10 protein-coding genes are annotated in these 12,280 nt (G+C 64.9%); 6 read left to right on the plus strand and 4 right to left on the minus strand.

Annotation, left to right across the window (positions count from 1 at the left end):
- Positions 1–41: 41 nt before the first annotated feature.
- A complete protein-coding gene (locus PX554_RS05215; protein ID WP_275499553.1) occupies positions 42–917 on the minus strand; it encodes an alpha/beta fold hydrolase in 876 nt (291 codons plus the stop codon).
- A 247-nt stretch (positions 918–1,164) separates the two neighbouring features.
- On the opposite strand from PX554_RS05215, the gene PX554_RS05220 reads away from it, so the two are divergent.
- Together PX554_RS05220 and PX554_RS05225 are read left to right on the plus strand one after the other, a co-directional pair.
- Positions 1,165–2,133 carry an alpha/beta fold hydrolase gene (locus PX554_RS05220; RefSeq protein ID WP_420833423.1) on the plus strand — a complete coding sequence of 323 codons (969 nt, stop codon included), beginning with the start codon at positions 1,165–1,167 and terminating at the stop codon, positions 2,131–2,133.
- Between the two features lie 231 nt (positions 2,134–2,364).
- Positions 2,365–3,339, plus strand: coding sequence for a proline iminopeptidase-family hydrolase (locus PX554_RS05225; protein ID WP_275499555.1), 975 nt, complete (start codon positions 2,365–2,367; stop codon positions 3,337–3,339).
- Between the two features lie 38 nt (positions 3,340–3,377).
- Here the strand turns inward: PX554_RS05225 and PX554_RS05230 are convergent, their stop codons facing one another.
- Both PX554_RS05230 and PX554_RS05235 read right to left on the minus strand, forming a co-directional pair.
- Positions 3,378–4,388 carry an aldo/keto reductase gene (locus PX554_RS05230; protein ID WP_275499556.1) on the minus strand — a complete coding sequence of 337 codons (1,011 nt, stop codon included), beginning with the start codon at positions 4,386–4,388 and terminating at the stop codon, positions 3,378–3,380.
- An 18-nt stretch (positions 4,389–4,406) separates the two neighbouring features.
- Positions 4,407–4,703 carry a putative quinol monooxygenase gene (locus PX554_RS05235; protein WP_093221159.1) on the minus strand — a complete coding sequence of 99 codons (297 nt, stop codon included), beginning with the start codon at positions 4,701–4,703 and terminating at the stop codon, positions 4,407–4,409.
- Between the two features lie 235 nt (positions 4,704–4,938).
- Between PX554_RS05235 and PX554_RS05240 the strand changes: the two genes are divergently transcribed.
- The 4 genes from PX554_RS05240 to PX554_RS05255 all read left to right on the plus strand — a co-directional run bounded on the left by PX554_RS05240 (position 4,939) and on the right by PX554_RS05255 (position 8,919).
- Positions 4,939–5,733: a type 1 glutamine amidotransferase domain-containing protein gene (locus PX554_RS05240; RefSeq protein WP_275499557.1), complete on the plus strand. Its 795-nt coding sequence runs from the start codon at positions 4,939–4,941 to the stop codon at positions 5,731–5,733.
- A gap of 135 nt (positions 5,734–5,868) precedes the next feature.
- Positions 5,869–6,597: an alpha/beta hydrolase gene (locus PX554_RS05245; protein ID WP_275499559.1), complete on the plus strand. Its 729-nt coding sequence runs from the start codon at positions 5,869–5,871 to the stop codon at positions 6,595–6,597.
- Positions 6,598–6,843: 246 nt separating this feature from the next.
- Complete coding sequence (locus tag PX554_RS05250) at positions 6,844–7,698, plus strand: MBL fold metallo-hydrolase (protein WP_275499560.1); 855 nt, start codon at positions 6,844–6,846, stop codon at positions 7,696–7,698.
- A gap of 402 nt (positions 7,699–8,100) precedes the next feature.
- A complete protein-coding gene (locus tag PX554_RS05255) occupies positions 8,101–8,919 on the plus strand; it encodes an alpha/beta fold hydrolase (RefSeq protein ID WP_275499562.1) in 819 nt (272 codons plus the stop codon).
- A 220-nt stretch (positions 8,920–9,139) separates the two neighbouring features.
- Here the strand turns inward: PX554_RS05255 and PX554_RS05260 are convergent, their stop codons facing one another.
- Positions 9,140–12,277 (minus strand): efflux RND transporter permease subunit, encoded by a 3,138-nt coding sequence (locus tag PX554_RS05260; RefSeq protein ID WP_275499564.1) that lies wholly within the window; start codon positions 12,275–12,277, stop codon positions 9,140–9,142.
- Positions 12,278–12,280: the final 3 nt, after the last annotated feature.

Here is a 12,280-nt window from a genome sequence, read left to right on the forward strand (position 1 = left end):
AGGAACTCCGCGGGAATTTCCCGCGCGTGGCCCGCCTCCGCCTAGCGCACATGGCGCTGGAGGAAGTCGCGCGTGAGGTCGGCGATCTCGCCCGCATGCGTCTCCAACGCGAAGTGGCCTGCATTGAGGAGGTGCACCTCGGCATCGCGCACATCGCGCCGAAAGGCTTTCGCGCCCGCCGGAAGGAAGAACGGGTCGTTCGCGCCCCACACCGCCAACAGCGGAGGCTGCCGGTCACGCAGATAGGCATGAATGCGCGGGTACAGCGCGACGTTGCTCGCATAATCGGCGATGAGGTCGAGTTGAATCGTATCTTGCCCCAGGCGGGCGAGTAGCGCGGCATCAAGCCAATAGCCTTCGGGGGCGATCATGGCCGGGTCCGGCGCGCCGTGGGTATATTGCCAGCGCGTTGTCTCGAGCGTGAGCATGCTGCGCATCGCCTCGCGGTTGGCGGGCGATGGATCCGCCCAATACGCGCGGGTCGGCGCCCAGCCGTCGCTCATGCCCTCTTCATAGGCGTTGCCGTTCTGCGAGACGATCGCGCTGATCGCGTCCGGACGCTCCAGCGCGAGGCGGAAGCCGACCGGCGCGCCGTAATCGAACAGATACAGCGCGTATCGCGTTAGGCCGAGCGCGTCGCAAAAGGCGCCGACCGTCTCGGCGAGGCGACCAAAGCTGTACACGAAGGCACCGAAGACTTCGGTGAAGCCGAAGCCGGGGAGGTCGGGAGCGATCACGTGGTACCGATCGGCCAGACGCGGCATCAACGAACGAAACTGATGCGACGAGCTCGGAAAGCCGTGCAGCAGCAAAATCACCGGCAGTCCGGGATCGCCCGCCGCGCGGTAGAAGATCGATGCGGCCGCCGCCTCGATCCGGTGGACGGATGTCTCGAACGGCTCAGACAGACGCTGCATCGGCACCTCATGTCAGAACGGCATGGCGGTGCCGGGCACCCCTTCTCTCCGCCGGCGATTAGTGCGGGACAAGTAAATCGATGTAAATTGAAATCTCCAGGCGAGATGCGGCTAGTCGCGCAGATATCTCACGCGATCCAGCTTTACGGCGTTTTACACCAAATGACACCAGCCTTCGCCAGACTCGCGTACCTCTAGAGGAGTCTCATTACGTAATCACGTCGCAAGGAGAGTATATATGAAACGAATGCTCAGGGTCGCAGCGCTCGCTGCGGTGATGATCGCCGCCACTCCTGCTTCGCTCGCGTACGCCAAGAGTGCGCCGCAGCCGCCCGCACCCATCAGCGTGCCGGTGATCCACTATCGCACCGCCACGGTCGATGGGGTGAAGATCTTCTACCGCGAGGCCGGCCCTGCCGACGGGCCGGTTGTCCTGCTGCTGCACGGCTTCCCCACCTCGTCGCACATGTTCCGCAACCTGATCCCGCTGCTCGCCGACAAATACCGCGTCATCGCGCCGGACTATCCCGGCTATGGCCAGAGCGACGCGCCGGACCGCTCGCAATTCTCATACACGTTCGCCAACCAGGCGGACGTCATCGACAAGCTGGTCACGCAACTCGGTGCCAAGCGTTACGCGATGTACGTCATGGATTATGGTGCGCCGATTGGCTACCGGCTCGCGCTCAAGCACCCGGAGCGGGTGAGCGGACTCATCGTGCAGAACGGCAACGCGTATGACGAGGGACTGCAGTCACCGTTCTGGGATCCGATCAAAGTCTATTGGCGGGATCGCTCGCAGAAGAACCGCGACGCGCTGAACGGCCTGGTCACGCTCGACATCACCAAGTTCCAGTACACCGACGGGATGGGCGACGTCGCCCGCATCAGCCCCGACAACTGGGTGCACGATCAGGCGCTGCTCGATCGGCCCGGCAACCGCGACGTGCAACTCGATATGCTCGGCGATTACGGCTCGAACGTGCCGTTATATCCGCAATTCCAGAATTTCTTCCGCACGCGCCGACCGCCGACGCTGATCGTCTGGGGAAAGAACGACAAGATCTTCCCGGAGGAGGGCGCGCATCCCTATCTCCGGGATCTGCCGAAAGCCGAGATCCACATCCTCGATTCCGGGCATTTCGCCTTGGAGGACCGCCTCGACGTAATGGCACCGCTGATCCGCGATTTCCTCGATCGCAATATCACGACATGACGGGCATTGCCGTGCCCGCGATGCCCCAGTGGCTCGCGGGCAACGTCCGGCGGCGATTCGATAGCGCTGATCAAGGCCGGCACTCGGGCGCGAATGCTCTGGCGTTTGTCGCCTGCACTTTGGCAAATTCCGGTAAAACAGCGTCGCATCGGTCGCAAAAGATGATCCGGCGATATAGCGCAGCCGCCGGTCACTACTTGCCCGAGCGGCACTGTCGAAATGGAGTATCTGATGCAGGGGCCGGCGGGTTGGACGAGACGATCGGCGTTGCGGGCCGCTGGTACGATGGCGGGAACGAGCCTGTTGGGCGCGAACGCATGGGCACGTCGCGCCGACATCCCCAGCACCGACGGCTATGCTTCGGTGCCTGGCGGCAAGGTCTATTGGCGGCGGTTCGGCACCGGCGGCAAGACCCCGCTGCTGACGCTGCACGGCGGCCCGGGCGCCGCGCACAATTACCTGCTGTCGATGCAAGCGCTGGCTGACGAACGTCCCGTGATCTTCTTCGACCAGTTGGGGTGCGGCAAAGCGGACGCACCCGAGGACGAGGATATCTATACCATCCAGCGCGCGGTCGATGAAGTCGATGCCGTGCGCGTGGCGCTCGGGCTGCGCGACGTCGTGCTCTACGGCCATAGCTGGGGCACGCTGCTGGCGATCGAATATCTGTGCCAGGGCCGCGGCGCGGGCGTCGAACGATTGATCTTGGGCGGCGCCTTCGCGAGCGTGCCGCAGGTGGTGGCCGGGATGCAACGGCTGATCGCCGGCATGCCTAATGGCTTCGCCGCGCGGCTCCACGCGCTCGAGGAAGCCGGCAAAACCGGCACGCCCGAATATGCGGCGCTCGTCCAACAATTCTATGATCGGTTCCTGATGCGGGTTCCCCCGACGCCGGACGCCGCGGCGAGCTTCGACGCACTGGGCAAGTCGATCGCCTATCAGGTGCTCAACGGGCCGAACGAGTTCACCATCGTCGGCAAGATCAAGAACTGGGATCGCCGTAAGGACTTGAAGCAGATCACCCAGAAGACGCTGCTCACCACCGGCGCGTATGACGAAGTGACGATGGAGTGCCACACTACGCTCCGCGACGGCCTGGCCGGCAAGACCCGGCTCGCGGTGATGCGCGGCTGTTCGCACATGACCATGGTGGAAAAGCCAGACGAGTATAACGCGTTGCTCCGCACGTTCCTGGCCGAAACCTGATCCGCTACGGCGTTCTCCAATCCTTTGAGTTCGCAGCCTCAGTCGCCCGAACCAAAAGGCGCGGCGGGATCGATCAAGCCCGCATCCCGCAGCGCGCCCCAGAATTGCGGGGGAATCGTCTCCGACAGCGCCGCACGATCCTCCGCGATGCGGGCGGGCCTGCTTGCGCCGGGAATCACCGCCGCTACCGCCGGATGGGCGAGCGCGAAATGCAATCCTGCGGCCTTCATGCTGATCCCGTAGCGATCGGCGATTGCCTTGATCGACGCGACCTTGGCAAGAATCTCCGCACTGGCCGGCGCATATTCGAAATTAGGGCCCCCGACGAGAACCCCCGAACTGTATGGTCCGCCAACGACGATACCGAGGTCGCGCTCGATGATTTTGGGCATCAGGCGTTGTAGCGCGCGCCCGTGATCGAGCAGCGTGTAGCGCCCGGCGAGGAGCGATCCGTCGGGCTGGGGGGCGTCAAGATCGAGAAGGATTTCGATCGGCTCGACGCGATTGACGCCGAGGCCCCACGCCTTGATCACGCCTTCACCCTTCAACCGATCCAGCACCGTGAAGGCGCCTTTACGGGCGCTCTCGAATTGCTCGAGCCAGGCGTCGCCATAAAAATCCTGGGCGACATCATGGACCCATATGATATCGATCCGATCGGTCTGGAGCCGTTTCAGACTGTCTTCGATCGAACGCAGCGTCGCGTCGGCCGAATAGTCGTTGATCACCTTATTCGCACGGCCATGGGCGAACACATCCCCCTTTTCGCCATTGTCGCGCGCGCCGGGCTCGATCTCATCGAGAACGATGCGGCCAACCTTGGTGCTGATCACATAGTCGTCGCGCGGCTTGTCCTTGAGCGCTACCCCCATGCGGAGTTCGGCAAGGCCCGCTCCGTAGAAGGGCGCATTGTCGAAATAGCGGATGCCGTCCTGCCAAGCCGCTTCCACCGTCGCCAGCGCCTCCTCCTCGGGAATCGCGCGGAACATATTGCCGAGCGGCGCAGCGCCGAAGCCAAGCCTGCCGGGTAGAATATCCTTGAGAGCCATGATCGAGTTCCTCTTGGGTCAGGCGACGATGAGCGGTTCGAGGCTGAACGCCTTGCGTTCGGCCAACTGTGCGATGGTCGCCAGATAGCGCTGGTAGTGCGGTGTCGCGCGGTGCGCATCGCGCGCCCCGGCATCGACGTAGAGTTCGTCGAGTACGAAGACGCCCGGCTCGGCCGGATCGGCCCACAGGTCGTAGCGCAGGTTCCCCGGCTCCGCACGGCTCGGTTCGATCAGACCTTCGAGCAGCGCCTGCAAGTCCGCTTCCTTACCCAGGCGAGCCGTCAGCACGCCGACGGTCTTCACGTTGCGGATCATCTCGCTCCTCCATCGCGGCCGCCGGACGAACCGTACCATGCCGGCGCTCTTGTAGCGCGGCCCTTTTCGGGGCCGCAGTTAAGTCAGGTTAATTTTGGAGAAGGTTACTCAGCCGCCGAAGGGAACCTGTCCATGCCTTAACACTACGTTACCGCAATTGACGCGCCCTGCCTGAGGGATGAGACTAGATAATCCCTGCACTGCTGCTGAGCCGATCCGGACCAGGGAGGACATGATGAGCAAAGGCAAGGTCGTCGTTATTGGTTCCAATGCCAATCGCATTGAAACCAAAGGCGGATATTGGGGAGATACCGGTAATTACTTGAATGAGACAGTGGTTCCGATGCTGGCGCTCATCGATGCCGGCTATGAAGTGGTGCTTGCGACGCCCAATGGCGCGCCACCGACGATCGATAAAGCCTCGGACTCCCCCGCGCACTTTGGGGGCGATGAGCAGGCCTACGAGCACGCGAAGCGTTTCTGGGCCGAGGACCCGTCGATGAAGGGCCGCACTTTGCGCTCGATCCTCGACGAGGGCATCAACAGCTACGACGGAGCCTTCATCCCTGGCGGGCAGGCGCCCATCGTCGACCTGATGCAGGATCAGGAACTCGGTGAAATTTTGCGCCATTTCCATGCGCATCAGAAGCCGACGGCGATGCTCTGTCATGGCCCGATTTCCTCGAGCGCCGCCATGCCATACGCACGCGAGTTCCGCGCCGCGCTGATCGCCGGCGACGAGGCAAAGGCGAAGGAATGGTCCGAGGGCTGGCAATATGCCGGCTACCGAATGACCGTGTTCCAAAAGTCCGAGGAGAAGGTGATCGAGGACACGATCCTCCACGCCAAGATCTATTTCGACATGCCCTATGCGCTCGGCCTGGCGGGCGCCGTCGTTGATACCGGGCCGGACTTCGAGCCTTATGTCATTGAGGATCGCGAACTGATCACGGGCCAGAACCCCCGCTCGGACCACCCGATCGCCAAAGCCCTGATCGCAGCCCTGGATCGCAAACTCGGCCACGCCTGACCTGCGCCGAATGCCGTCCGAAGCCGCGCGCCATGCACCTCGGTGTCAACCTTACGCGGCCCCAGCGCACGCGCGCGCCCTGTTCAACCTGGAGTGACGACGATGAAACATCATATTGCAGGAGTACTCCTCGCCATGGCCACGACCGCTTCCGCCACCGCCCAAACACACGCGCCGAACAAGCCCGTCTCGATCGTGCTGGTGCATGGCGCCTTCGTCGACGCGTCGGGCTGGAAGTCGGTCTACGACATTCTGACTAAGGACGGGTATGAGGTGCTGGTCGTCCAGAACCCGACCGTCACGCTCGACGGTGACGTTGCGGCCACCCGCCAGGTGATCGCGAAGGCAAGCAAGCCGGTTGTGCTGGTCGGCCACAGTTATGGCGGCGCGGTCATCACCGAAGCTGGCGCCGATCCCAAGGTGAAGAGCCTCGCCTATATCGCCGCGCTCGCGCCCGATGTCGGGGAATCTGTGTACGAACTGGCGACCCGGCCGGTGCCCGGCGAAGCCGGTCCGCCGCTGCTGCCGCCGGACGACGGGTTCATCATCGTCGATCCCGCCAAGTTCCCGAGCGCCTTCGCGAAGGATGTCGACATCTCGATCACCGGCTTCATGGCGGTGGCGCAGGTTCCTTGGGGCCTGGCTGCGGTGCAGACCAAGCTCGCCACAGCGGCATGGCGCGACAAACCGGTTCGCTGGATGCTGACGTCACAGGACCACATGGTCTCGCCGACCACCCAGCGCTTCATGGCGACCCGCGCCAAGGCCAAACTGACCGAGATCCACAGCAGCCACGCGGTCATGCTGTCCCATCCGAAGGATGTCGCCGCCTTCATCGAAGCGGCGGCCACCGGCGCCGACTAGCCCCCGCTCCAAGGACGGCGCACCACGGCGCCGTCCTTGGACATTGGCGAGGTCGAGATCCAAGGCCGCTCGATCTGCCGCGCTGATACAGCCGCGGCACGGTTGACTGCGATCGCGGCGCCGGCGCTGGCTGCGCCCGCTCCTCGATCCCCGACCAGCCGGACGGCCGTCGTATGTTGAGGGAGATGTTCGATGGTCGATGGATCAGGCACACCAAACGCGGTCAGCCGCCGCCAGGCGATCACCTTGGGCGGCGCCACGATACTTGCATCGGCGCTGTTCGCCGCGAGCGGACCGGCCGGTGCTACCATCGTGGACGCTACACGAAGAAATAGCCTGACCCAGGTGCGCAACGCCACATTGCGCATCAAGTATGGCGGCGTCCGCTTCCTTGTCGACCCGGTGCTGGCGGACAAAGACGCCTATCCCGGCTTCGAAGGGACGGCGAACAGCCAGCGGCGCAACCCGCTGGTGCCGCTACCCATGCCGCTTGCCTCGATCATCGACGTGGACGCCGTCATCGTGACGCACCTGCATCCCGATCATTGGGACGAGGCGGCCAAGGCCAAGCTGAACAAGGCGCTGCCGATCTTCGCGCAGAATGCCGGCGATGCCTCCCAACTCCGCTCGGCAGGCTTCGCAGACGTCCGCGTTCTGACCGAGAGCACCGAATTTCGTGGTGTTCACTTGAGCCGCACCGGCGGGCAGCATGGCACTGACGCGGCCCTCAAGGCATTGCCGCAGATCCTCGGCCCGGTCAGCGGCTTCGTCATGCGCCACCCCGCGCACAAAACGCTATACGTCGCGGGGGATACGATCTGGAACAGCCAGGTCGAGCGCGCCATCGCCACCCACGCCCCGGACGTCATCGTCCTGAACGCCGGCATGGCGACCGTGATTGGCCTCGATCCCATTATCATGGGGCCGACCGACGTCCTGGCGGTGCATCTGGCCGCGCCGAACGCGATGCTGATCGCGAGCCACATGGAGGCCGTGAACCACTGCATCCTAAGCCGAGCCGATCTGCGCGCCTTCTCGAAGCGCGACGGATACGAACAACACCTACGTATCCCCGCCGACGGTGAAACGCTGGCGATCTGAAAAGCGGTTCTGCACGTCGCGAGGCAAACGCAAACGGCCAGGAGGCTGCTTTCCGGCGCATTGCTGCTGCTTGGCAAAACCGCGCGGGGACAGCGGGCCGGTCGCGGTAAAGCGAGACGCTTGATCTCAACACCAGGAGCGTCTTCCCGCAAAATGCGCATCTGGCTTGGAAGCCAAGCCGCATGACCCGCGAGACATCCGATAGCGAACACGGGCAGCTCTGGCCGGCCAGCTCTCCGGGCACCTTCGCGGTCAACCCTGATCAAATCTGGAGAAGGTTGCTCAGCCACCGAAGGAACCGACCCATCCTTTAACGCTACGTCACCGCAATTGACGCCCCCTGCCGAGGGATGGGTCTAGATAACGGTGACTGGATGTACAGCAGCACAATGGAGCAATTCGATGCCGACGATCGCTACTGACGACGGCGTGAACATCTTCTACAAGGACTGGGGATCGGGTCAGCCGATCGTCTTCAGCCACGGTTGGCCGCTTTCGGCGGACGACTGGGACGCCCAGATGATGTTCTTCCTCAAACAGGGCTATCGGGTGATCGCGCATGACCGGCGCGGCCATGGCCGGTCCGACCAGCCCGGCACCGGCAACGACATGGACACCTGGGTCGCCGATCTCGCGGCGCTGACCGAGCATCTCGACCTGCGCGATGCGATCCATATCGGGCACTCGACTGGCGGCGGTGAGGTGGCTCGTTATGTCGCTCACCACCAGGATCGCGTTGCCAAGGCGGTGCTCGTCGCCTCCCTGACACCGAACATGTACCGGAGCGAGGACAACCCGTCGGGCCAGCCGCCCGAGTGGTTCGAGACCATTCGCGGGGGCGTGCTAGGCAACCGGGCGGAGTTCTACCGTTTTGTCCCCGAGAATCCGTTCTACGGCTACAATCTCGACGGAACCGAAACTTCGGAGGCAGTCATCGCGAACTGGTGGCGCCAGGGCATGGCCGGCGGCGCCCTTGCGCACCTCGCATCGGTCGACTCGCGGCTCGAAGACTATACTGCGGACCTCGAGAAGATCACCGTGCCGGTGCTGGTGATGCATGGGGAGGCGGACCAAGTCGTCCCGTTCGCCAGTTCTGTGCCGCGCGCGGTCGATCGGCTCCAAAAGGGGTCACTGAAGGCATATCCCGGCTATTCCCATGGCATGCTGACCACCCATGCGGATGTCCTCAACCCCGACCTGCTGGCGTTCATCAGGTCGTAACGACATAAGAGGGTTCGACTTTGGCGTCGTGGCGAATGAACGACGAAGAAGCCCGAACCCTCTCCGGATATTTCACGGCAAAGCAAAGTCGAGAGATGCGTGGTGGCCTCGACTGGCCCAGCTCCCGCCATAGAATGACGCGAACCCTCTCTCCAGCGTCAAGGGCGACATGGCGTAATGCGCTGTGGTGGGTGCTTTGGCCACGAAGCACCTACCCACGTCAGTCCCGGTGTAACCAGCGGTACAGGCTGGGCAACAAAACCAGCGTGAGAAGCGTCGAGGTGGCGATACCGCCGATCACCACGGTCGCGAGCGGGCGCTGTACCTCCGCCCCCGCGCCGGTCGCGATCGCCATCGGCACGAACCCGATCGAGGCGACCAAGGCGGTGGAGAGCACCGGCCGCAGGCGGTCGCGGGCGCCCTGGCGGACGGCGGCGTTGGCCGATAGCGGCTCGCCCTCTCGCCCCTCGCGCAGTCCGTTGATATGGTCGATCAACACCAGCCCGTTGAGCATCGCGATGCCCGATAGCGCGATGAAGCCGATCGCGGCGGTGATCGAAAAGGGCATGCCGCGCAGCCATAGCGCCAGCACGCCGCCGGTGATCGCGAAGGGGATGCCGGTGTAGACGATCGCCGCCTCGCGGACGCTGCCGAGCGCCGCATAGACCAGAGCGAAGATCAGCAGCAGCGCGGCGGGTACGACAATCGACAGCCGCTGCTGTGCCGCCTCGAGCTGGTGATACTGGCCACCGAATTCGATGCGATAGCCGGGCGGCAGCGTGATCCGTCGATCCAGTTCGGCGCGCGCGGTGGCGACATAGCCGGCGAGATCGCTGGTCGAGAGGTTGACCATCAGCGCGGCGCGACGATTGCCATTGTCGTGGAGGATCGGTTCCACCATCCGCGCCTCGCGCAGCCGGGCGACGCGCGACAGCGGCACCATGCCATAGGCGCCGACGCGCAGGGGCAGCGCGAGGATGGCATCGGGGTTGGCGCGCAGCCCTTCGGCCATGCGGATCACGATCGCGTGGCGCGCGGCATTGTGCGGGATGAAGCCGACTTCGGCGCCCGCCACCGCGTCGCTGATCGCCCTGTTCACCTCCTGCGTGCCGATGCCGAGCCGCAGCAGCGCGGCATGATCGAGCTCGACGACGATCGTCTTCGGGCGCCCGGTCGTCTCGAACTCGACGCTGGCGGTGCCGGGTTGTTTCTCCAGGATCGCCTTCGCCTGGGCGGCCGCGCGTTCCAGCACGTCGTAATCGTCGCCGTAGATCTTCACCGCGACGTCGGCGCGCACGCCTTCCAGCATCTCGTTGAAGCGCATTTCGATCGGCTGGGCGAAGGCGAGGGTCTGCTCGGCATAAACCTGTTGCGCCACCTTCTCGATACCGGCGATCAGGTCCTGCTTGGTGCGCGGCTTGCCCGGCGCGTGCGGCCACGTCTTTTCGGGCGCGTAGAAGAGGTAGAGGTCGTTCTGCTCGGGCGGCATCGGATCGGTGGCGACTTCGCTGGTGCCGATGCGCGAGAAGCTGTGCGTCACCTGCGGAAACGCCTTCAGGATCGCCCGCTCGGTGGCCTGCTCGATCGCGAGGCTGCGCTCGAGCGACATGCCGACCGGGCGATAGACCATCGCCGTGATCGCGCCCTCGTCGAGTTGCGGGGTGAATTGCGACCCGAGCGTGCGGAAGGTGAGGACGGTGCCACCCAGCAACGCCACCGCACCGATCACCAGCAGCAGCGGATGCGCGAGCGCGGCCGAGAGCACCGGCGTATAGACGCGATCGGCGAGGCCCATCACGCCCTTCTCACCACCCGTCTCGGCGTGGTCCGCCGGCGCACGAAGCAGCCAGGCGCCGAGCATCGGCACGATCGTGAAGGTCCAGGCGAGCCCGGCGACGATCGCCAGCATCACCGCCTGCGCCATCGGCTGGAACAGCTTCCCCTCCACGCCGCCGAGGCTCAGCACCGGCACATAGACGAGCGCGATGATCGCGATGCCGAAGAACGTCGGCCGCGCGACGCTGCGCGCCGCCTCGCCGACGATCGCACGGCGCTCCTCCAGCGTCAGGTCCGCGCCCTTCTCCCGCCGCCGCACCGCGAGCAGCCGCAGCGCATTCTCGACCACGACGATCGCGCCGTCGACGATCAGCCCGAAGTCGAGCGCCCCCAGACTCATCAGATTGCCCGACACGCCGATCGCATGCATGCCGGTGACGGTGACGAGAAAGGCGAGCGGGATCACCAGCGCCACGATCAGCGCCGCGCGCCAATTGCCCATCACCACCAGCAGCACCAGCGCGACCAGCAGCGCGCCCTCGCCGAGGTTGCGCTCGACGGTGTGGATCGTACGATCGACCAGATCGGCGCGGCTATATTGCCGGTCGATCACCATGCCCTTGGGCAGCGCCGCCTGGATTTCGGGCAGCGCGCCTTCGATGCGCAGCGCCACCTGCCGGCTGTTCTGGCCGACCAGCATCATCGCGGTGCCGAGCACCGTCTCGCGCCCGTTCTGGGTCGCCGCGCCCTGGCGCGGGCCATGACTGGTGACGACGGTGGCAAGGTCACGCACCTGCAAGGGCAGCACGCCGCCGGCGAACTTCACGGGAATCGCGCCGATCTCCTGCGCGGTCATCACCCGCGCGTCGGTACGCACCGCGAAGCGTTCGCTCCCCCGCGCGATGATGCCGCCGCCGGCATTCTCGACATTGCCCGCCACCGCCTGCGCCAGTTCGGCCGCGGTCACCCCGTGGGCGGTGAGCTTCGCCGGGTCCGGCTGGACGACATATTGCTCCTCCAGCCCGCCGTTCGAGTTCACGTCGGCCACGCCGGGTACGGCGCGCAGCATCGGCCGCACGGTATATTCCTGCGCCTCGTACAACTCCATCAACTGCCGCTCCGCCGACATGCCGGGTCGCGGCCGCCGCCATTCGAGCGTGTAGTAATAGATTTCGCCCAAGCCCGTGGTGATCGGCGCCAGTTGGGGCGTACTGCCGGCCGGTAGCTGGTCGCGTACCGCGTTCAAGCGCTCGGTGACGAGTTGGCGCGCCTTCAGTTGATCGGTGCCGTCCTTGTAGAGCAAGGTCACCTGGCTCAGCCCGGTCTTGGTCACCGAACGTGTCTGGTCGAGCCCTGGCTGGCCGCCCATCGCGCGTTCGATCGGCAGCGTCACCAGCCGCTCGATCTCCTCGGGGGCGAGCGCGGGCACCTGGGTGTTGATCTGCACCTGCACGCCGGTGATGTCCGGGATCGCGTCGATCTGCAGGCTGAAATAGGACCACAGCCCGATCGCCGCGACGACCGCGCTGACGGCGGCGACCGCCAGCCGGTGGAGGGTGACCCAGCGGAGCCAGCGCGTCATGCC

The organism is Sphingomonas pollutisoli, assembly GCF_029167165.1.
Lineage (GTDB): Bacteria > Pseudomonadota > Alphaproteobacteria > Sphingomonadales > Sphingomonadaceae > Sphingomonas > Sphingomonas pollutisoli.

What these genes read in the sequence shown, in the direction of transcription:
- PX554_RS05230 (WP_275499556.1), bottom strand. Translation starts at nt 4,388, where the DNA reads ATGGCTCTCAAGGATATTCTACCCGGCAGGCTTGGCTTCGGCGCTGCG.
- PX554_RS05215 (WP_275499553.1), bottom strand. Translation starts at nt 917, where the DNA reads ATGCAGCGTCTGTCTGAGCCGTTCGAGACATCCGTCCACCGGATCGAG.
- PX554_RS05255 (WP_275499562.1), top strand. Translation starts at nt 8,101, where the DNA reads ATGCCGACGATCGCTACTGACGACGGCGTGAACATCTTCTACAAGGAC.
- PX554_RS05220 (WP_420833423.1), top strand. Translation starts at nt 1,165, where the DNA reads ATGCTCAGGGTCGCAGCGCTCGCTGCGGTGATGATCGCCGCCACTCCT.
- PX554_RS05240 (WP_275499557.1), top strand. Translation starts at nt 4,939, where the DNA reads ATGAGCAAAGGCAAGGTCGTCGTTATTGGTTCCAATGCCAATCGCATT.
- PX554_RS05245 (WP_275499559.1), top strand. Translation starts at nt 5,869, where the DNA reads ATGGCCACGACCGCTTCCGCCACCGCCCAAACACACGCGCCGAACAAG.
- PX554_RS05235 (WP_093221159.1), bottom strand. Translation starts at nt 4,703, where the DNA reads ATGATCCGCAACGTGAAGACCGTCGGCGTGCTGACGGCTCGCCTGGGT.
- PX554_RS05225 (WP_275499555.1), top strand. Translation starts at nt 2,365, where the DNA reads ATGCAGGGGCCGGCGGGTTGGACGAGACGATCGGCGTTGCGGGCCGCT.
- PX554_RS05260 (WP_275499564.1), bottom strand. Translation starts at nt 12,277, where the DNA reads ATGACGCGCTGGCTCCGCTGGGTCACCCTCCACCGGCTGGCGGTCGCC.